This window comes from Mucilaginibacter oryzae (assembly GCF_003148845.1).
GTDB lineage: Bacteria > Bacteroidota > Bacteroidia > Sphingobacteriales > Sphingobacteriaceae > Mucilaginibacter > Mucilaginibacter oryzae.
Genome location: NZ_QGHA01000003.1, coordinates 368795 through 390093, shown reverse-complemented (window position 1 = coordinate 390093; position 21299 = coordinate 368795). Strand labels below are relative to the sequence as shown.

General features: G+C 42.7%; 14 protein-coding genes. 7 read left to right on the top strand and 7 right to left on the bottom strand.

The genetic code is table 11. From position 1 onward, the window contains the following. Positions 1–72: 72 nt before the first annotated feature. Together LX99_RS10790 and LX99_RS10785 are read right to left on the bottom strand one after the other, a co-directional pair. Complete coding sequence (locus LX99_RS10790; RefSeq protein WP_109607888.1) at positions 73–4209, bottom strand: hybrid sensor histidine kinase/response regulator; 4137 nt, start codon at positions 4207–4209, stop codon at positions 73–75. A 581-nt stretch (positions 4210–4790) separates the two neighbouring features. Continuing rightward, entirely contained in the window at positions 4791–6785 is a 1995-nt protein-coding gene (locus tag LX99_RS10785) for a PAS domain-containing sensor histidine kinase (protein WP_109607887.1), read from the bottom strand. 456 nt (positions 6786–7241) lie between these two features. On the opposite strand from LX99_RS10785, the gene LX99_RS10780 reads away from it, so the two are divergent. The 5 genes from LX99_RS10780 to xth all read left to right on the top strand — a co-directional run bounded on the left by LX99_RS10780 (position 7242) and on the right by xth (position 10685). Continuing rightward, positions 7242–8153, top strand: coding sequence for a serine protease family protein (locus LX99_RS10780; RefSeq protein WP_109607886.1), 912 nt, complete (start codon positions 7242–7244; stop codon positions 8151–8153). Beyond that, entirely contained in the window at positions 8122–9105 is a 984-nt protein-coding gene (locus tag LX99_RS10775; protein ID WP_170122670.1) for a carboxypeptidase-like regulatory domain-containing protein, read from the top strand. Before LX99_RS10780 ends, LX99_RS10775 begins: the two co-directional genes overlap by 32 nt. Next, a complete protein-coding gene (locus LX99_RS10770; RefSeq protein WP_109607884.1) occupies positions 9102–9524 on the top strand; it encodes a hypothetical protein in 423 nt (140 codons plus the stop codon). Before LX99_RS10775 ends, LX99_RS10770 begins: the two co-directional genes overlap by 4 nt. Before the next feature lie 82 nt (positions 9525–9606). Further along, entirely contained in the window at positions 9607–9801 is a 195-nt protein-coding gene (locus tag LX99_RS10765) for a hypothetical protein (RefSeq protein WP_109607883.1), read from the top strand. Positions 9802–9911: 110 nt separating this feature from the next. Beyond that, positions 9912–10685 carry an exodeoxyribonuclease III gene (xth, locus tag LX99_RS10760; RefSeq protein WP_109607882.1) on the top strand — a complete coding sequence of 258 codons (774 nt, stop codon included), beginning with the start codon at positions 9912–9914 and terminating at the stop codon, positions 10683–10685. A gap of 110 nt (positions 10686–10795) precedes the next feature. On the opposite strand, the gene LX99_RS10755 is transcribed toward xth, so the two are convergent. Beyond that, positions 10796–11344, bottom strand: coding sequence for a fasciclin domain-containing protein (locus LX99_RS10755; protein WP_109607881.1), 549 nt, complete (start codon positions 11342–11344; stop codon positions 10796–10798). Between the two features lie 239 nt (positions 11345–11583). Here LX99_RS10755 and LX99_RS10750 point away from each other — a divergent pair, with 239 nt between their 5' ends. After that, positions 11584–11823, top strand: a complete 240-nt coding sequence (locus LX99_RS10750; RefSeq protein ID WP_022832750.1) for a helix-turn-helix domain-containing protein — start codon at positions 11584–11586, stop codon at positions 11821–11823. A gap of 53 nt (positions 11824–11876) precedes the next feature. Further along, positions 11877–12488, top strand: a complete 612-nt coding sequence (locus LX99_RS10745; protein WP_109607880.1) for a hypothetical protein — start codon at positions 11877–11879, stop codon at positions 12486–12488. Between the two features lie 328 nt (positions 12489–12816). Here the strand turns inward: LX99_RS10745 and LX99_RS10740 are convergent, their stop codons facing one another. The 4 genes from LX99_RS10740 to LX99_RS10725 all read right to left on the bottom strand — a co-directional run bounded on the left by LX99_RS10740 (position 12817) and on the right by LX99_RS10725 (position 20984). Further along, positions 12817–13710 (bottom strand): BT_3987 domain-containing protein, encoded by an 894-nt coding sequence (locus tag LX99_RS10740; RefSeq protein WP_109607879.1) that lies wholly within the window; start codon positions 13708–13710, stop codon positions 12817–12819. A 23-nt stretch (positions 13711–13733) separates the two neighbouring features. After that, on the bottom strand, positions 13734–15170 hold the full coding sequence (locus tag LX99_RS10735; RefSeq protein ID WP_109607878.1) for a SusD/RagB family nutrient-binding outer membrane lipoprotein: 1437 nt from the start codon (positions 15168–15170) through the stop codon (positions 13734–13736). 27 nt (positions 15171–15197) lie between these two features. Then, a complete protein-coding gene (locus LX99_RS10730) occupies positions 15198–18437 on the bottom strand; it encodes a SusC/RagA family TonB-linked outer membrane protein (RefSeq protein ID WP_109607877.1) in 3240 nt (1079 codons plus the stop codon). Positions 18438–19886: 1449 nt separating this feature from the next. Continuing rightward, entirely contained in the window at positions 19887–20984 is a 1098-nt protein-coding gene (locus LX99_RS10725; protein ID WP_109607876.1) for a pepsin/retropepsin-like aspartic protease family protein, read from the bottom strand. Positions 20985–21299 lie beyond the last annotated feature (315 nt).

Genomic DNA, 21299 nt, shown 5'->3' with positions numbered 1-21299 from the left:
CCTGTTCGCTGACACAAACCTAACACATAGTTAATTTAAAATACGCCGGAATCATTTACCGTCCGTTTGGGCTTAAAAGGAGTTGTTGTGCAATGCCCATTTTTCCAGTTTGCTAACCACATCTTCCAGTTTAAAGGGCTTGCTGATATAGTCGTCGGTGCCGGCATCCATGCAAATCTGTAAATCGGCTTTCAGGGCATTGGCCGTCATGGCTATAATAAACGGACGTTCAGGAAAGCGCCTTTTTATGATCCGCGTAGCTTCTATACCGTCCATTTTGGGCATCTGTACGTCCATTAAAATAACGTCGTATGTTTTTTTGTTCACCATATCCAGCGTTTCTAGTCCATCGGTTGCCAAATCTGCCTCGTAACCCAGTTTATACAGAAGTTTCATAATCAATCGCTGGTTCATTTTATTGTCTTCAGCAACCAGGATATTTAACGGGTACTTTTCCGAAAAGTCTGGAGGGAGTTTATGTTTACTTTCCTCAGCGGGCATCGGTTCAGCGCCTGTGGCGTTTGTATTCCGGGCAAGCCCTTTTAAGATATGCCTGTATAAACTACTTTGCTTTGCAGGTTTGGTTAGTATCGCGCTGAAAAGGCCGGGATTATCCTTATGAAATATGTAACTTATCGAACTTAAAAGTATGATCGGCATGTCGGGATAGTCGGCCCTGATCAGTTTGGCTAACTCAATACCATCCATAAGCGGCATCTGCATATCGGTAATTACCAGCTTGAAATTATGCGGGTTTGATAAGATTTGAAGGGCCTCCGCACCCGAATTGGCTACCACAGGACAGAGCTGCCATTGTTCCAGCTGGCTTTTTAAGATCCGGCAATTGGTTTCGTTATCATCAACAATTAAAACCCCGCTGTTTTCAAACCCCTTGATACTGTGATGTACCTGCACCGTATCTTGTTTTAAGCTTTTTTGGGTATGGATATTAAACCGGAAGGTACTCCCTTTGTTTACTTCGCTTTCAACGGTAATTTTGCCGCCCATTAACCGCACAAGTTGCTCGCTGATTACCAGGCCAAGGCCCGTACCGCCATACTGGCGCGTGGTTGACGAATCCACCTGCGAAAAGGCCTTAAATAAACGGTGAAGCTTATCGGCCGAAATACCGATGCCGGTATCTTTAATCTCAAAATTTAACTCTAAGCGGTTATCATCCGAAGCTGAAACTAAATGTACAGCTACAAAGATTTCGCCTTTTTTGGTGAATTTAATAGCGTTGCTGATCAGGTTGATGAGGATTTGCCTGAGCCTTAAACTATCGCCAACAAGCTGCGCGGGCACATCATAATCAATCTGGTACACCAGGTCGAGCATCAAGTGGGCGGCCTTCAGGGCAAAAACGTCAAAAACCTCTTCAATGCAGGTGCGAAGGCTAAAATCCTTTTCCTCCAGCTCCATATTGCCCGATTCTATTTTTGAGAAATCTAAAATATCGTTGATCACGCTCAGCAAATCTTCGCCGCAGGTTTGTATAGATTCGGTGAGCATCAGTTGCTCCTCATTCAGCGGTGTTTCGGCAAGTAACGATGCCATACCAATAACGCCGTTCATAGGCGTGCGGATCTCGTGGCTCATGGTAGCCAGAAAGGTGCTTTTGGCCCGGTTGGCTTCTTCTGCTTCTACCGCTAACTTTTTCTCTACCTCTATAGCTGCTGCCAGCTGTGCTGTACGCTCCTGTACCTGGCGTTCAAGTTCGGTTTTCTGTTTTCGCATAGCGCGTGTACGGATAATGTAAAACGCCGGACCGACGGTTACAAAACTGGAAACCAAAATTAACTTAAACCACCAGGTAAGCCAGAAGGGCGGGGCAATGTTAATGGTGATGGCGCTGCCCCGCGTGTTCCATTTTCCGTCGTTATTGGAAGCCTTCACCCTCAATATGTACGTCCCCGGATCAAGATTGGTGTAGGTGGCGCTGCGCCTTGTGCCCACATAGTTCCAGTCGCTGTCAAAGTTTTCCAGCTTGTAGGCATATTGGTTTTTCTCGGGGGTATTGTAGTTCAGCGCCGCGAACTCAAATGTAAGTACCGATTGTTTATAGGATAAATTAAGAGAACTTGTTTCGCTGATGTCTTTTTGCAGCGGCGAGTTTTTATCGGCAATGGTTACCTGTTTGTTAAAAATCTGTAACCCGGTAATATAAACCGGCGGAATAAAATCGTTATCCTTTAAGCTATCCGGGTAAAAAGTGCTGAAGCCGTTTACGCCGCCAAAAAACATTTCACCATCGGTAGCCTTAAAAAAGGAGTGGCCTTTAAATTCATCACCCTGTAAACCGTCGGCAATACCGTAGTTTCTGATGGCTTTGGTTTTGGGGTTAAACCGCGCTATGCCCTTGTTGGTGCTCAGCCAAAAATTACCCTTGGTATCCTGCAAAATTCCAAAAATTACGTTGTTGGGCAATCCTTCCCTTTCGGTGTAGATGGTAAACGTTTGGCTGCGTTTGTTTAGCAGCGCGAGCCCGCCGCCATTGGTGCCTACCCACAAATCGCCGTCATCTGTTTCGGTAATAGATTCTACCGTGTTGTTTGGCAGGCTGTGTTGAGCTTCCTCGTTATGCCTGTAATGGGTAAAGCGCCCGCTTTTGGGCTCCAGCATATCCAACCCGTTATCGGTGCCTATCCATATGTTGCCCCGTTTATCCTCATATACAATGTTAATGATATCGCTGCCAATGCTGTTAGTATCCTTTGGGTTGTACGTGTACCGCGTAAAAAGCCCCGTTTTTATATTGAAGTAGTTAAGGCCCCCTTTCCACGTACCCAGCCATATGTTACCCTCACGGTCTTTATAAGCATCGGTGATATCTGAAAGCGATAGGCTGCGCAGGTTATTGGCCTGCGGCATGTAATGTTTAAAAGTACCTTTCGTAATATCAAACAGGTCAAAACCGCCCACGTGATAGCCAATACCAATAGTGTTTTTATTTACCGGCACTATGGCTATGGGGTAGTTGTTGCTTATGGTATTACTGTTGTTATCGCTGTGTAAATAGCGCACAAAAGTTTTTTTGGTCCGGTTAAATAAATTAAGGCCGCCTCCGTCTGTGCCTATCCAGATATTTTCATTGCTGCCATCGCCTGATATGGCCAGCACGTTATTGTTGCTAAGGCTGTTAGGGTTGTCGGGGCTGTGGCTATAGGATGTGAATTTATTGCCGATGGCCGGTAAAAAGTCAACCCCACCCGAGTAAGTGCCAACCCATAAATTTCCGGTACGGTCCTGGTATAGGCAATAAACAGAGTTACTGCTCAGGCTGTAAGGGTTATATGAATCATTCTGGTAAGCGGTAAACCTGTTGGCCGGATAATCCAGTACGCTGATGCCACCGTTTTCTGTACCTATCCATAACTTTCCTTTATACTCATGTATCGAAAGAATATCATCATGGCAAATACTGTTGTTGTTTTTAGGATCGTGTTTGAAATTGGTGAACGAGTTATTATTTCTATTGTATAACGCCAGTCCGCCGCCGTGGGTGCCTACCCAGGTATTTCCTTTGCTGTCGTTATATACCGCTTTGATCCAGCTGCTGCCAATACTGCTGTTGTTTGCCGGGTTATGAAAGTAACCCGTAGACTTGCCGCTTTCCGGATCAAAATGATACAGGCCGTTATCGGTGGCTATCCACAGCCAGCCGTCGTTATCGCCGGTAACCTGGCTGATAAAATCATCCGTTAAACCGGCGGGGTTTTTACCTGCATAGGCGATTTTTTTAAACGAACCATTTGCGGTATTAAAAAGATACAAACCTTTACCGGTGCCCAGCCAGGTCCTTTTTTTGCTATCCAAAAAAATAGAATTGACAGAAAAAACAGACTTGCCGGAGTAGTGAATAAAGGTATCCGTAGCGCGGTCAAACCTGTCGAGCCCGCTTTCTGTGCCTACCCATAAATTATGCGCATCATCTTCCATTAAGGATAGCACGTAGTTATCAATAATGGAAGCCTTGTTGTTATGGTCGTGCTTATAGGGGGTGAATTTATAGCCGTCGTACTTATTAAGGCCATCTTCGGTGCCAAACCACATATAGCCCCGGCTATCCTGTAAAATGGTAACCACATGGCTTTGTGAGAGACCCTGGTTTGTGCTGAGCTGTTTAAATTTAAGCGCCGATGTTTGTGAATAACATAGTGCAGGGAAAAGCAGGTACAAACACCAGGTTAAAGACAATTTTGGCCTCATTATTTAATAGGTTAATGCTGATTCTTCGATATCATCATGAAAAAAATTACAGCGGCCAAATGATAAGCCTGTTTCAGAAAAACCTTTAGGTTTATTTTATATAATAAATTTAAACAACTTTTGCCCGGATTATCAAGTATTATTTAAACAACACATTGAAATTGATAACAATTACAGCGGTTCAAAAACTTTAATTTAAGTTAGTTGCCGCGTTTATTGTTACGTGATCAGGGCAAAATAGTTTCATTTATTATTTATTATGGAGCTACTTTATACGAGTGCCCTATTATCGGGGGAATAGCTTTTAATCCGTTACAAAGATATCGGTATATAAAGCGTAAAAAATTTCAAACGAATACTTACGAATTACACGAATGCTGTAATAATAAAAAATGGACATTCGTGTAATTCGTTTAAATTGTGTCCGAATAAAAGTTAATTCGTGTTAAAATTTCTTTATACGATTTGATTTCTATAAATAGCAATCCCCTTTCCTGGTATAGCACACTGCCTGCCGAATAGAAATACGAATAGATATATTATCCTCTAATGCATAATTAGCAGTTGCGGGTGATGCCACCTTACAATGGCAACCTGAACCAAAAAGTGCTGCCCTTGCCTTCCTCGCTGTTAACGCCGATGGTACCGTTGTGGCGGGTAATGATCTCGTCGCATATATAAAGCCCCAGGCCCAGGCCCGAGCCCTGGTGGCCCGATGGGTCTACACGGTAATAGCGGTCAAACAGGTGTTCCTGTTTTTCTAACGGGATGCCCGGGCCGTGATCGGTAACGGAAACGATTACATAATTATCGTCCCTGCTGATGTCAACTTCAATGGTTTCGGATAGGGGCGCGTATTTAACCGCGTTGTTTAAAAAGTTGGTGAGTACCTGGTCAATACGGTGTTCATCGGCATAAACCTGCAGTTCAAGTTCGCCGGTTATCATAATTTTATGTCTGGCTATGATGCTGATAGGGTTAGCCACCGCGTTAACCAGTTGCGACAGGATGAAATAACTTTTATTTAAGCGGATATCTGATTGCTGCAGGCGGCTAACATTAAGCAGGTCCTCAACCAGGGCGCTCACCCTTTCTACGCTTTTGCGCGATTGCATAATCAGTTTGGCAATCATGTTTTGCTCGGCCTTATCCTTAATCTTATCCATCAGCTGCAGCGAAGCTTTGAGGCTGGTGATCGGCGTTTTAAGTTCATGGCTGGCAATACTGATAAAATCGTCTTTTTGCTGCTGCAATTCTTTGTAGGCGGTAATGTCAAGCACGGTACCCAGCATGCGCTCGGGCCTGTTATCTTCGTTGTAAAACACTTTTCCCTGAGCCCTGATCCAGGTAATGGTATCGGGTTGGGCTAAAATCCTCGCTTCATAAAACAAATGCCCGGTGCGCAGGGCTTCCGCGTGGGCCTCGGCCCGCAGTTGCCGGTCTTCTTCATGTACCAGGGCTGTCACCGTATCCTGATCGGGCGGCGAATCGAGGTTGAAGATCTCATTAAATTTCCCCGACACCACCGGGATGCCGGTGTCCAGGTCGAGGTCAAAGATGCCGATGCCCGCGGCATCTACCGCCAGGCGGCTCCTTTCTTCGGCCTGTTCTATTTTTTTACGCGCTATAACCATATCGGTCACCTCGAAGGCGAGCACCAGCACGGCATTCACCGTGTCGGCATGGCCGCGGATGGGTTCATACACAAAGTTCAGGTATACCTCTTCATCATTGCCTTCGCGGTTAAGGATCACCCGGTGTTCGTTAGCAGTGAAGGTGTTGCCGGTTTCAATTACCCCGTTCATGATAGGTGCATAAGCCTCGGCAGCCTCCGGCACTATTTCCCAAATAGTTCGCTTTTCAAAAACATCACGGCTGCGGCCAATCACATGCAGGTAGGCGTCGTTCACTTCCTGTACCATCAGGTCGCCTGCGCCTATCAGGCAAATGCCAACCGGGGCCTGCCTGATCAGTTGCCTGAAACGGGCCTCGCTTATCGATAACTCATTATTGGCGTTTTGCAAAAACTCTTCAGATAGGCGCAGCTCTTCGGTTATGGCCTGCAGCTCTTCGTTAATGGCGGCCAGTTCTTCGTTGCTTGCGCGCACTTCTTCGTTCGATGCCGTGAGTTCTTCGTTTAAAGCGGTGAGTTCTTCAATCAGCTTTTGCTCGCGGAAACGGCTGTGGTACCTTTCGGTTACATCGGTAGCGGTGTGCAGTATGGCATAGGTTTTTCCGTCGGCATCCTTAATGGGGCGATACTCAAAATCAAAGTAAAAGGTTTGCAGTATGCCGTTAACCACCAGGTCGGCAGGGGTATCCGTGCCCGAAAAGGTTACGCCCTCGTTCCAAACCTGTTTAAACATATCAATAAATGGCTGTCCCTCCAGTTCGGGCAGGGCATCAGCCAGCGATTTGCCTATCACGCTGCGGTTTTTACCCCAAACGTTTATCATGGCATCGTTAGCTGCCTGGATCACAGCATCTTCAGATACATGCACCGCCATAGGTTGGTGGCCCATGCATAATACGTCAATCAGTTGTTTATCAGTTAACAGGTAAGGCGAAATGTCCATCGTATATCAAGCCGATTGTGCAAAAAGTTGCGCAATGTATTAAATATTACAATAAAACAGGTGTTTTGTTTAGGCGGATTAAACTGTTTTTTTAGTTTTCATTATTGTTAGTTTAACGGGGATTTTTAAGCACGCAGGCGCTAAAATGCCAGGATTTTTGAGGTTGGATAGTTTGAGGTTTTTAAGCATGCAAAGCCGCGGAGCCGCAAAGTTTTCAGGACAGTTCCGTGAATTTTGAAAGTGGTTTTAATGCGGTTGATTTTTCGCTTTTTAGGGTGCGGCTGCGCGGCAAATTTCAATGAGGTGGAAAATAATCAGCGCTATGGCGGCAATGCCCCCCTTAAAGCATCTAAAACAGGAAAATAATCACTTAATGTCAAATATTTCAGGTTGTTTGTAAAAATATAAACTCTCTACAAAGTAACAATTTGTATATTTATTTTTTTAATAACCTAAATGAAATATTTAAAGTACTGCCTTGTCTTTTCGCTTCTTTTAAGTTACGAAGCTACAAAAGCACAAACTTCTGGTAGCATAAACGAAGCGTTTTACGAGAATTGCGCTTTGATATCTTATAATAAAGATGGCCACGATGTGTTTTCAAGTGGTTTTATTTTGCTTCAAGAGGTAACTCCAAATACTCAAAGATGGAAAGGGTTTTTAATAACAACAAAGCATACTTTGCCGCAAGAAGGATCGATTAACGCAATTAAGCTCAGATTTTTTACTAAAGACTATAACAATACGAAAAATCGAATGGAATTGACGGTGGAATTAACGGATAAAAAAGGACGTTATCTACCAAAAATGAGATTTAACAGGAAAGGAGCTGATGTTGTAGCAATAGAAATTACAGAAGAATTTGTAGCGGATGGGATAACTTCGCGTGGAATTCCAATGGGACTATTACTTTCGAAAGCAGATATGAAGAGTAAAGGTTTCACAGTGGGTGATGAAATATATAATATTGGGTATCCCGATGGCATTTATGACGAAAAGAATTATTCGCCGATGTTTCGTTATGGTATTATCGCCACACTACCTTATGAGAGGTATAACTTTAATAAGAAATTGCGAGATAAATTGGGTTTAAAGAGTAGTATTGATGGGTTTCTTATTGATGCAAATGTTTATCCTGGCTCAAGTGGAAGTATGGTCATTTATAAGACTTTGAATACTTCTTTAACTGGCATAGCCTCATTTAGCGGCCCAAAGGGCACGCCGTATATTTTGGGAATCGTATCGGATTCAATTCCATTCGAAGACATTTCACCCAATAATATTCAGAGAATGGGATTGGGAATTGTTTATTCTTCGGATGCAATTAAGGAAACTATTGAACAAGGAACTCGGTTGTCAGATGAATAAAGTAGTGTTAATCAAGAGTATCTTATTGTCTGTGTTTATTTTATGTGTTTACAACATTAAAGTCCGCGCACAAAATAGTTATCAGGTCTCGGACTTTAATGTTGTGGTTGGAAAGATAACGGATGACGAGGGAAACCCTTTACCGGGAGTTACAATTAGGATCAAAGGAAAGACGATCGGTACTGTAACTGATGGCGGTGGAAACTTTGTTATTTATGTTAAAAAAGGCGATGAACTGATTGTGTCGTTTATAGGATATTCAGCATCCGAAATACCTTTAAAAGATCAGCCTGCATCACTCAATGCGAATGGGTTGAAAATTACGCTTAATTATAAAAATATCTTACATGTGAGTGGAGAGGAAGTGCGGGAGAGTCCAATCAATGTTTTTCCATTTCCACCGTTAAGTGGTTACACTTTGGCTGTTTTAGACAATGAAATTTTTGATAAGACAGAAACTCTCGGACAGATGGACAAAGTTTTAATAAGAGCGTTAACTTCTGGCGGATACGATGAGAGAAGCTATTTTATAATTCCGGACGGATTTGCTTTGGTGACAAGAATAGAATCGATTACAGACGATGGTTCTTCAATTTTTAATAGCGAGAGATTTGCTATCAATGAATTGAAAAGCCCAACATTTAGTGATTTCTTTGCACCAAGATCCGGGCTATTTAGAATGTTTGCATTTATTGTTACTAATAAGCCATTCAATCCCAGTTTGAAAGATGCCGACTTTGAAGCCCTAAAAAAGCTTTCAAGGGTTGGTTACAATATTCTGCCAAGCGATCTTGCGAATAAAAAAAAAGGGAAAGACTATTTTTGTACTGTTTTAGTTTATGAATTTGTTTCAACCAAACCTAATTCAAAGCTTACCGTTCAGTCGGCTCATTTGACAGCTTATGAACATCTGCAACGATCAAAACTACTCTTAAAATTGAATTCAAAATGAAAAAAACTACAGCTCAAAATACCTTGGCAATTGTTTGGGGAGGCTTTTTTCTAATAATATTACCTTGGAGTGTTTTATGGGCCGTAAATAGTTATTTTTCTGAAAAAACTAAAGACATAGTAAATTGGGTAACTCAATCGTCGTTACCATACATTTTGTTAATTCTGACTGTCTATTTTTCCTCAAAAAAGTCTACTAAAATACAATATACCGACCGATGGGCTTTCGTGCTTGCTTTGGTGCTATCATTGGCTTATATATTTTTTGTACTTGGGGTTTGCTATGCCTTGGCTAAGGCACAATTTTTATCTCAAAATCCGATGAAGGTTATTGAGAATACGAACATGTTTTCTACTTTTTTTCAAGTGGCTCTATCGTTGGTTTTCGGATTTTACTTTGCTAATAGTGCAAAAAAGTAAACAGATAGTTTGATTTTATTAGCTGGTTTTACGACCGTTTTTTTTCAAAAAAACCAAACCCCGCCTCCCGTGTTATAAAACAATGACAAAGAAACACACCTCAATCCCCTTCGAGCCCGAAGAATTCCCGATAAGCCCGGAAAACCCGGAGATCAGGCAGCCAACGGATCCGGGGGAGCCGGACGTACCCGAGGAAGCGCCGGAAAATATCCCCAATGAGGTGCCCGACGAGCAATCGCCGCAGCCGGAAGTAAACCCGGACGAGTTTGAAAAGTAAAAGCTTGTTATCAACTATCTCCGCGCAACAACGGGGAATCTGCGTTTAAAATAAAAGTTGCAGCTCATGTTTTATAGCGCGGTTTCGGCCGGAGATAGTTATTTTGCATCATGAAAATTGCTACCTATAACGTAAACAGTATAAACGCCCGGATGCCGGTGCTGCTGCGCTGGCTGGAAGAAACCCAACCTGATGTGGCCTGCCTGCAGGAACTGAAAGCCCCGCAGGAAAATTTCCCGGAACAGGCCCTGCTTGATGCCGGTTATAATGCCATTTGGCACGGCCAGAAAAGCTGGAACGGCGTAGCTATACTTACCCGCAACCGCAATATTACCGAGGTGCGCCGCGCACTGCCCGGCGATGAGGAAGATACCCACAGCCGCTATATTGAAGCCGTGGTGGATGGCGTTACCATTGCCTGCCTGTACCTGCCCAACGGCAACCCGGCTCCCGGCCCCAAATTCGACTATAAGCTGGCCTGGCTTGATCGCTTTAAGGCCCATGCGGCGCAACTGCTGGCCACCGGCAAGCCCGTTATTTTAACCGGCGATTATAACATTATCCCCACCGGTGCCGACGTGTACAAACCCGAACGCTGGGTTGACGACGCGCTTTTTCGCCCCGAATCCCGCGAGGCTTTCCAAAACCTGCTGGCCCAGGGCTGGACGGATGCCATCCGCCATTTATACCCCACCGAAACCATCTATACCTTTTGGGATTATTTCCGCAATGCCTACGGTAGGGACGCTGGTTTGCGTATCGACCATTTTTTGTTAAGCCCCGACCTGGTACCCCAACTGGAAGCTGCCGGTGTTGATAAACACGTACGCGGCTGGGAAAAATCAAGCGATCATGGTCCGGTTTGGATCAGGTTAAAGGATTGATATCAACCGGGGGTGATCTTATAAAAGTTAGCCGCGTGATTTTTACAGCCAATTAAAAAACACAAAGCCCGGCGTTTGCGCGCCGGGCTTTGTGTATAGGATGTTATAAATTATTTAGGCATCAAAACGGTATTCACCACATGGATCACGCCGTTTTTCTGAAAAACATCGGCAATGGTAATCCATGATTTGCCTCCTTTTTCATCAACCAGATATAACTTTTTACCCTGCTGCATTACGGTTAAGGTACCGCCGCTTACGGTTTTGAGTTCGGCCTTGCCCATGCCTGCCTTTACTTTGGCCATCAGGTCGGCCGCGCTTAATTTACCGGCCACTACGTGGTAAGTAAGCACTTTGGTAAGGGTTTCCTTGTTTTCGGGTTTTAACAAGGTTGCTACTGTTCCCTTAGGTAATTTATCAAAAGCCTCGTTGGTTGGCGCAAAAACGGTGAAAGGGCCGGTACCTTTAAGGGTTTCAACCAGGCCTGCGGCTTTAACGGCAGCTACCAGGGTGGTGTGGTCTTTGGAGTTAACGGCGTTATCAACAATGTCTTTAGTGGGGTACATGGCTGCGCCGCCTACCATTTTAGTTTGAGCATAAGTTTTTGGGGCCGCGGCTAAAGCTACCAAAGCGATAGCCATTACAAATAGTTTTTTCATGATATTATGTTTAATGATTTGAAGTAACTAACGGAGTTTTTTTACCGGCGGATTGAAAAATGCTACGCCAAAATGAAGTAGAAAATAGGGCAGGCCATCCCAAACCGCCTGTTATTTTTAAGCGTATATCAGGCATACGGGCGAGGTGAAAAAGCACGCCGGGCACTTGTTCACTCCTGTTAGGGGTACAGCCGAACTTTTATTACAGCGTATTGTTAATTGAAAACTAAAGTAAACCAATGAGCCAAAACGATATCGGGCGCATAGCAAACTACATCAGGCAACTGCGCGAAAGCAAAAATTATTCGCAGGAATATATGGCTGCCAAAATGAAGATGAGCCAAAACTCCTACAGCAAAATAGAGCTTAATTACTCAAAACTCACGGTAGACAGGTTAATACAGATAGCCCGCCTGCTGGATACCGATGCAGGTACCCTGATAGCCGCCTGCGGGTATGAGGAGGATTGTGCAGCATAAGGGGTATACGGTGATTGTTCATTACTTTTGTTTACCTTTAAACCGTGATAAATATGAACCTTGACCAGATCTTTCCGCTAATTGTACCCCGTAGTTATTACCATGAAAGTACATGGCCATCACCGCACCAGCAATTAAACAATAAAGAATTTCTGCTTACCTGGGTGTTTTTTACGGGTCCCGGCCAAATGACGTACCTTACAAAGGATGAATTTGCTTTATTGAATGAAAGCCACAAACACTGGCAGCAAACAGCATTTGAAAACTTGCGGCATTCGATAACCGATAACGAAAACTTTTTTACGCACCAGGCGACAGGAAGCGATGGCAAAACCATTAAATTTTTAGTGTTTATGCATGCCGATGGTATAGGCTCAAGCAGGATCTTACTTTCGCATGAGCTAAGCGCCATATTCCCGGATGGCTACCGGGTTGCATTGCCCGACAGAAGTGTTGGAATGGTAGTGCCAAACAGAATAAACCAACACGACCTCAAAGAGGTGAAACAAATTATAAAAGGTATGCATCAAACGGCTACAACTTCAATGTCCGGGCAACTGTATGATGCTGAATGGTTTGCTTTACCGGCTGGTTGGCTTAAGCCTGTAGACGATGCTTTTTCCGACAGATTGATTAACGAATCGCGTAGCGCTATCGGTTATTAAAGGATAAATTTTTTTGCCACCGGGCCTTGTTGACCTGCCTAAAATATAAAAGCCGCACACGAGCTTACTGTGTACGGCTTTAAAGCATATATAACTATTAACTAAAAGAACGAAGCTGCAAAGTATTAGTTATGGGTTTATGGGTGTAGGTTTATAAATTTAATTACCAATCTGAAAGTAACCCAACCGACAAACCGCCACTATCATAACCTGTAAATACTCATCATTAATAAGGCAAAACGGTTTTAACATTGCGATTGGATAAAATTGGCTCGGGATTGGTAAAATCAAGGAGAGGCATGTTGCCGCTCCTTGATTTGAAATAATATTATTTACGTTTGATGGTTTCTTCAACAACGCGGTCGCCCGTACTGGCTGGGTACCTGTAGTTGAGGATAAAACTTTTTGTTGCCGGATCGTAAGTATTTGTTTTGCCAGCAACCGGAAGTAACGGTTGAGTAGCACTCACATTACCAGAAACGGTCACCTCGTTTGTGGCTTCATTTACTGTTAAGGTCATAACGCCGCCAATATCCCCAATTTCGGTAGTTACTGATGAAGTGCCGGCTGTAGTAAGCGTTTTGGGTCTGTTTGTAATAGCGCGGTCGCCATTAACGGGGTGATGAAAGATGCCGTTTGACAGGTAATCGCCATCATACTTGTTTTTGATGGCAAAAAAGGTATATAAGGTATCCTTGCTGGCTGCATGAATATCCAAACCTCCTGCATTACTGATTACATAAGCAAGCGCATATTTTTTGGTCAGATCAAACTTCGCACCATTCAGTTTTATAGTGAAGTAGTGCTGAAAATCGCCTGGTGCAAACTTTGCTGTTAAATCGCCCCCGGCACCCGCCGTAACGCTTGTACTGCTTACAGTGTAAAGGCTTGCTGGTAATAGTTCATACTCCGTGTCATGATCTTCATTGTATTTATCAATTGCCGCAGGAATTGATTTTAATGTGATAGTTTGATCTTTTTGCAGATCGGCCGAACTTTTAGCGTCCCTTTTTATCGAAAATACATCCACTGTTTTAATGTTTGTGAACGGATCGAAGAAATGAGGCTGCTCCAAACCATCGGGGATTCCTATGAATGATTTTCCGTTATCCATCGCCTGACCACCAACTTTATCGGCGGCCGTTTCTTTACGGCAACCTGAAACTGCAACAGCAGTCACTGTACCGGCAAGAAACAAATATTTTAATATATTCTTTTTCATTTTGTGTACTGATTTTGAATTAATTACTTAACATCCCACCATACGCGCGAGTCCTGGCTGTCTCCTCCGTCTAAATTTGCTACGGCTGCCGCTACGTTTTTACCATTGGTATTATACTCTGAAGTAGCATACACAAATCTTCTTACAATTTGCTTAGACGAGTTAGTAGCGTCAGGGGCCGGTTTCAGTTCCGGGTACCCGCTTTTCCTCCATATATCCCAGGCCATGTGCCCGTCCGGATAGCTCGCCACCCAACGCTGAGTTGAAATTAACTTGAAATCAGGTGTGCCTAAACCTTGTGCAAAGCTTTTACCTGCAGCAGCAGTTAAACCCCACTGAACAAATGATTCGCCAATGCCGGTTTGGAAGTCTTTGGCAACTGTTTCATCAGCGGTTGGCGTGATCCAGCCCAGGTTTACTGCTTCGGCCCTTGCCAGCCACACTTCAGCGGCTGTGATCAGGGTTACGGATCCATTTTCAAGCCTGAAGTCGCCGCGTAATACACGGGCCCATTTGGGGTTGGCATCGGTAAACGCTGTTACAGATAAGCGCGCCAAACCGTAAGGAACACCGATATTTGAGGTGTTTAAGTTACCCGCTTGCTCACTTTCGCCACCAAAGGCTGCCTGGCGCGGGTCGCTGGTGCTTGCAGTATAATCAGTAAGCGTTTTTGATTCGGCAAAGTCTTTACGGCCATTATACAAGTTCCACCATGGGCTTTTGTAAACACCGCCCGGATATTTAACCGTAAAGTTTTGATCAGTACTGGTAATAACACCGCCACCTGAGGCAGCAATTGCTTCTTTTACGGCGGCAGATGCTGTTGCTGCATCGGCTGTTTTTGACATTTGAACGGCTATCAGTAATTTAAGCGAGTTGGCCATTCGTTTCCAGGAAGCAACATCACCCCCATAAATGATATCACCGCTAATCGGCGACGAATCAAACGAGTTTACGGCTGTTGTTAAGGTGGTTAGCATACCCTTATAAATATCCTGCTGTTTATCATATTTGGGCAGGATATTGGTAGCGCCTTTTAAAGCCTCGCTGTAGGGAACGTCTCCCCAGGAATCAGTTACCACCCAAAATATGTACTGTTGCAGGATTTTTGCAACGTTTACCATGTTCTTGGTTGGTGCCAGGTTAACAATAATCTGGAGATTATTCAGGTTACCCGCGTAGTTGCCTGTAAATGAGTTTTGTGGTAAGTTATATAATGAAGTTCCCGAATACTGGGTTTCAGTAAAATATTGAGCGTATTGACCGCCGCTGATGGCCTCAGTACCTGTTGATGCATAACCGCTCAGGCCAGCTTCAACGTTTGATAACAGGGCCGAAGGTATAGGTGTTGTTGTTGCGCCCGGATTACTGTTAACATCGCCAAAATCCTTAATCTTATTACAACCCGCACCCGAAAGCATAAGTGCGCCTGCTAATGTATATAAAAATATTTTTTTCATTTTTCTTGATCTAATAGTCCTTATCACTTAGAAAGTTACTTTTAAGTTGAAACCAACTCCCCTTGTACCTGGGTACTGTGCAGTTTCACCTTCTGTTGCACTGATTTCTGATGGATCAAAATCTTTTGATTTCGCATAAATTAGCAACAAGTTACGACCGGCAAACTCAATGCGTGCTGATTGTAATGCTTTGCCTAAACCCCATTTTTGGATTGGAAGTGTATAACCAAACGCAACCTCACGAAGTTTAATGAACGTTAAATCGTAGATGTACGGATCGTAAGTTTTGTTGTTGGTTAAGCCCTGGTAATAAGATTTTGCATCTACATAGTAAGTAACAGGGTTGTTGTTTGCGTCAACACCGGTAACTTTTACACCGCCGCCGTCAGCAACAGGGTCACGTACCGACATGCCTTTATCGTTAAGCGCCGCGGTATTAGCAGTTAAGCCGCTATACTGGCCCCAACGGTTTGATAACGATACGAATTTACCACCAAACTGGTAATCGATGTTAATGTTTAAGTTAAACGATTTCAGGAAAGTGAACGAGTTTTGTAAACCACCGGTATATTTTGGTAATACGCTACCAAAGTATACGTTAGGATCGTTGATGTAAGCACCTGATGAAGTAAGGATAGGTATGCCAGCAGAGTTACGTTTGATGCCGTTACCGTAAATTTGTCCCCACCATTTACCTTTCTGGTTAATAAGATAAGGCATATCTGAACCCCAAACACCTGCTACCTGTACACGGTCAACACCGTATTTGTTGCTGATCTCAACAACGGTATTATCGAGCAATTGTGAGAAGTTAGCGTTGATAGTCCAGTTAAAGTTTGGTAATGCAACCGGAGTACCGCCTACTGTTATCTCTAAGCCTCTTTTTTTGATCAAACCAACGTTTGTTAAGATCGATGATACACCGCTGGCAGCGTTTACAGCCAATGAAAGCGGTATGTCTTTATCGTCGGCTTTCCAGTAGGTACTTTTAAATGTTAACCTGTCGTTAAAGAAACCTAAGTCTAAACCGATCTCCTGAGAAGTAGTTGTAGTACCGTGCAGGTTAGGATCAACAAATTGAGTAGGACCGCCTTGTAACAGGTTGCCATTCCATTTATTAGCAGCAATACCATACACAGTGTTGTTACGGTAAGCACCAAATGTTTCGGTGCTTGTACCTAAAGCCAATGGTACCTGGCCCCAGGATGCCCTTAATTTACCAAAGCTCAACCAGTCTTTAAATTCAGGGAGCAATTCGCTGAAAACTAATGAACCACCAAATGATTTTGATAATACAGAGTTTGCACCATTTGTAGCTGCAATAGTTGAATACCAGTCGTTACGTAAAGTCGCATCTAAATAGGCAAAAGCTTTGTAACCAACGTGAGCTGAACCATGAACTGAACGGTATTGCTCTTGTGTACGACCGTTACCGAAGGAGATTGGATCCACAGAGTTTGACAAACTGTACAAATCAGGTACACTTAAACCATTTTGAGTACTTGCCGAGTTGTCTTTGTAGCTCCAGTTGTAAATATCTGTACCTACGTTGGCAGTTACGTGGAAGTCTTTGATCTGTTTATCGTAGTTCAACTGTGTTTCATAGTTTTCACGGTTTGAATACGTGTTTGAAGTAGCGTAAGTAGCTTTTTTACCTGTTTGCGTACCGCTGGCCTGGATTTCAGACGAAACTTTGTTTTCGTTCCAGGTGTTGGTTTGGTTACGGCGGTAGGTTACTCTAAAGTTTAAATCTTTATTGATCTTGTACTGGAAGTAGATATTACCGAATAAACGGTCGCGGGTATTCAGGTTTTGCCACTGTTTTTGCCATAAGTATGGGTTATACCAATAGTTACCACCGTAAAATTGATCTGGGTGTGCCGGATCATATGAGTTTGGATTAGCGTGGTTCCAGCTTACGTAAGTACCATCTGGCGATTTAAGGTCTTGCAACTCTTTCATGATACCCATGTCAAGATCACGGTGAAACCATGAGTTGAACGAACCGCTTGATGCACTTGCATAAGCATCATCAATTTGGCCATGAAGTTGTGAACCAGCAAAGTTAATGTTTGCGCCTACAGTAATGTGTTTGTTAAGATCAAAGTTACCTACTAAAGCGAAGTTGTTTTTGTTTAACCAGGTTTCAGGAACAATACCTGTTGTATGCTGGTTATTGAACGACATCCTGAAGTTATAGTCGTCTGCCGCTTTAGTGAAAGCTACAGTGTTGTTTAAAGCTACACCTGTTTGGAAGAAGTCTTTAGCGTTGTCCGGTTGTGGGGTCCATTTAGCTGTTTTGAATGAATATTTTGTTCCGGGAGCCCATGCATACCATGGAATATACTCCTGACCAACCATTTTAGGGCCCCAGCTGCTATCATCGGTATAATCCGGATAGTATTTGCCATCTAAAGCTTTCCAACCTTCAGGATCGCCATCTTTGTAATGGTATTGGATAAAATCTGCAGATGCACCACCACCATAGCTGTTTTGATAGTTTGGAAGAATGTAAGCTTTATCAAAGTTGGCACCCAAGTTAAACTCAACGCCTACACCTTTTGATTTCTTACCTTTTTTGGTTGTAATTACGATAGCACCGTAAGCACCTTGTGAACCAAACTGGGCAGAAGCTGCCGGACCCATCTGTACGCTGATATCTTCGATATCGTCATTGCTGATGTCATCAATGTTTGGCAAAATGGTACCGTCAACAACATATAATGGGTTGTTACCGCTACCAAAACCTGTAGCGCCACGTAACCTGATGTTTGTATTACGGCCCAATGCTGCTGCAGATTGGCTTCGTACCTGTATACCGGCTACTTTACCAGCCAGGGCATTGTTAACGTTTGGCTGACGAACTGTGTTCAGTTGCTCTGCTTTTACAACCTGTACAGCGTAAGAAGCCGAACGTGACGATTGTTTAGCGCCGTAAGCACCTGAGATTACTACCTCTGATAGCTTGTTAGCAGAGCTTTCAAGCGAAACTACTAACGGGCCGTTTCCAATTTCAACGCTTTTGCTTGCGTAACCAATAAAACTAAAGCTTAATGTTTTTGCCGAGGAGGGAACATTCAACACAAACTGGCCATTTGCATTGGTTTGGGTACCGATAGTTGTACCCGTAACTCTTATGGATACACCAGGCAACGGCAATCCATCATCTTTCGAAGTTACCCGGCCGGTAACTGTTTTGTTTTGTGCTTGTACCACACTAATAAATAGCATGATAAAACACCAGCTTGCGAGTAGGAGTTTTTTCATTATTAAAAATCAGTTTTAGTTAATACCCAAAACTACATTTTTTGCAATAGAATCAAAATAATTTTGATAAAAGTGTAAAAACGGCAATGATATATTGTTATATATGTAAAAATCATTGCGATGCGTGTTGTGTTTCTAAAGCTGACAATTAATTGACGTGGATTTTACATGAAATTTATATTGAAAAAAGGCTAAAAAAGTGATTTTCGCTCATTTTTTTGTAGAAAGTGCATGAAAGTTTAATGCTTATTAATAATAAGTGTTGAATTGACAATGAAAATGACTAAGATGGCTTAAAATATAGACTTTGATAGCTTGAGTATCTTCAATTGTAACAATTGTGATACGGTTCGTTATGCGGGTTGTAACTTAAAATATATTGTTTTGTAACAAAAATGTTATGGATTGGATATGATTTTGGTTTTTGAGTTAAAAATGTTTTACCAAAACTATTTTAATTGTAATTATTTATTTATAGTGTTTTGATATATAGTGATTTATGTTTGTTTGAATAATTTTATTAAAAATTATATTTTTATTTTTTTAGATATTATTAAAAAATTATCGTGTTTTTAATACGTTGATTGTTGGTTTTTGGAAGAGTTATTTTAAATACAAGACTCTCTTGGGCGATAAAAAGTTGCAATTGTATTCTACTTTTTTTTCAGAATCTGCATTTTAACCAAACAAAAGCCGGATGTTTTATATTCTTTTACTTCTAAAACTAATTTTTTAGGTGTAATGTTTTCTGAAATGTAACTTTTTGAAGTCTTTTTTAACTGTTATCAATGTATTCCAGCTCTTCCTGTCGTTAATTTTCACTTATTAGAAACCGAAGAAGGTAAATTTTAGCATCTGCGATGGTTTTTCTGTTCTTTTATAGCTGTTTCTATAAAGTTGATCACTTTTCTTCGCATTGTTTTTCCGATCAGTCGCTATTTACAGTCGACGTAAAATAATATCATAATACTGGCGTAGTTTAATTAATAGATAACTTCTGTTCATTATGATATCCATCTTTCCGGATTTAAGCCTTATTAGCTCGAACTGAAGCTTGCATCTCAAGGCTATCAGCTGCAGTTTTGCCGAAATATTAACCCTTAACTGTGGGTTAATTACGTTGATTGTTGTTTTTTGGTCACTTGGTTAAGTAACGGAGCGATACGCTACCTGTTGTTAGAAATAACAGTCCAATTAGCATCTTCCCATACCAGGTTTAACAACCTTATAAACCTATTTTTATTATGAGCCTGTTGTTCTTACAATAAGGTATAATAAACGGGGTTGCCTATCAAATATGCAGCCCCGTTGTTGATTTAAAGGTTTCAATCACCGCAATGCATGAAAATTATTCGCAAAACAGAAATTATCGTGTCATTCTCTATAGCAAGTTATGGATAGGTTATAAAAGCCGGCTTTGGTAATACGAAACCGGACCGACGGTTACGGCTAATTATTTTTCAAACCGATGCGGTGATTTCCATAATCGGTAAGGTACTCGTTGCTGATGAAAAAATCCAGACTGAAAATGGTTCGCGTGTCGCCTGTGTTATTGGGATTTTGCACCTCGGTAAGGTTTGCTGTGCTGGCTGTAGTATACGTATAGGTGAAGCCCTTGTTAGTGGTTATGGTTACCGTTGAATTTGCCGGCAGGTTACCGATGGCGTTTGTAGCCGTTTTGTCTTCTATTACAGTGGTTGAGGGGGTACCCGTATCGAAAAGGATTTGCCCCGATATGGTTTTGCCGTTATAGCTGATGGTTGCCGGAATATTGGGCGAATATCCGCCTGCATTATAGTAATTGAGGTTATGCATGATAAAGCCCTGCGAAGAAAGATCGGAACCGGTGAGGCCGATGGTTAACAGGTTGCTCACGTAATTACCTGCCGAACTGAACATACTTTTGTTTAAGGTAGCCAGCTTGAAGCCGCCGGTAAGATTGCCGCCGGTGTTAAACCTCTGCAGCGGACTTTGAATAATGTTGGTTACATAGCTGGTGCCCGGGCCAACGCCAAACACATCGCTTGAATGGGCGCTTAGTTTATTGCCATCGCCATCAACTATTTTATAGTACAGGAAAAACGGCACGCGCTTTAAAACGAGGTTGCCCAGCTGATCGCCGATAGTGATGTCGGCATAGGCAAGGTTGCCGTATTCTTTAGTGGAGCTGATGTTGTCTCCAAAACTGATTGTGCCGGTTGTTTTGGTAACTGTGATGCCGTTTACCACAACGGAGTCGCCGGTAAACTGGATCCCCGATGAGGTGATCATGGATGCCGGTAAAATGCCATCGGCGTCGAGCGTCATGCCCGACGAGCCGGTGTCGAACACGGTGTAGTACGTTACCGTTTTAGTGCCAACCTGCGAAACCGGCAAAAAAATGCGCTTGTTAACGCCCGATGAGTACTCGTACAAGCCCAGCGTTACCGGCTTTACCGTTTGCACCTGCGGTGTGGCGGTTTTATCCTTTTTGCAGGAATTAAAGGCTAAAATAATTATGAAATAACCGAATAGTTTCGGCATTAATAGTAAGCGTTCTTTTGTCATACAGGTGCGTTTTTGCGATCATCAATAAATACGTAATGAGCCCGGCAATAGTTGGTCTCAAAAATATAATAAGTTTAACTGTAAGTGAGCGTTAATCGACAAACAAAGCAATTGACCCGGTTAATGAACATTGTTACCGAAAGGCAAGCGTTTTATCCAATTACTGTTACCTTAATTAACCGGGTTGTTATCTATTATAAAAGCGTTGAATTCTGGCGGGAGGGCTAACGGCGAATCTTAATTTTCTGGTCGTGACTTTAATAAGTTAACAGGCCGCTTATAGCTATTGTATAAAATGGAAATTTTTTAATTGAT

Bases quoted from the DNA above. Each gene is read 5' to 3' on its own strand.
- LX99_RS10740 (WP_109607879.1), bottom strand. From the start codon at position 13,710: ATGAAAAAGAATATATTAAAATATTTGTTTCTTGCCGGTACAGTGACT.
- LX99_RS10750 (WP_022832750.1), top strand. From the start codon at position 11,584: ATGAGCCAAAACGATATCGGGCGCATAGCAAACTACATCAGGCAACTG.
- LX99_RS10790 (WP_109607888.1), bottom strand. From the start codon at position 4,209: ATGAGGCCAAAATTGTCTTTAACCTGGTGTTTGTACCTGCTTTTCCCT.
- LX99_RS10735 (WP_109607878.1), bottom strand. From the start codon at position 15,170: ATGAAAAAAATATTTTTATATACATTAGCAGGCGCACTTATGCTTTCG.
- LX99_RS10770 (WP_109607884.1), top strand. From the start codon at position 9,102: ATGAAAAAAACTACAGCTCAAAATACCTTGGCAATTGTTTGGGGAGGC.
- LX99_RS10785 (WP_109607887.1), bottom strand. From the start codon at position 6,785: ATGGACATTTCGCCTTACCTGTTAACTGATAAACAACTGATTGACGTA.
- LX99_RS10730 (WP_109607877.1), bottom strand. From the start codon at position 18,437: ATGAAAAAACTCCTACTCGCAAGCTGGTGTTTTATCATGCTATTTATT.
- LX99_RS10725 (WP_109607876.1), bottom strand. From the start codon at position 20,984: ATGACAAAAGAACGCTTACTATTAATGCCGAAACTATTCGGTTATTTC.
- LX99_RS10755 (WP_109607881.1), bottom strand. From the start codon at position 11,344: ATGAAAAAACTATTTGTAATGGCTATCGCTTTGGTAGCTTTAGCCGCG.
- xth (WP_109607882.1), top strand. From the start codon at position 9,912: ATGAAAATTGCTACCTATAACGTAAACAGTATAAACGCCCGGATGCCG.
- LX99_RS10765 (WP_109607883.1), top strand. From the start codon at position 9,607: ATGACAAAGAAACACACCTCAATCCCCTTCGAGCCCGAAGAATTCCCG.
- LX99_RS10745 (WP_109607880.1), top strand. From the start codon at position 11,877: ATGAACCTTGACCAGATCTTTCCGCTAATTGTACCCCGTAGTTATTAC.
- LX99_RS10780 (WP_109607886.1), top strand. From the start codon at position 7,242: ATGAAATATTTAAAGTACTGCCTTGTCTTTTCGCTTCTTTTAAGTTAC.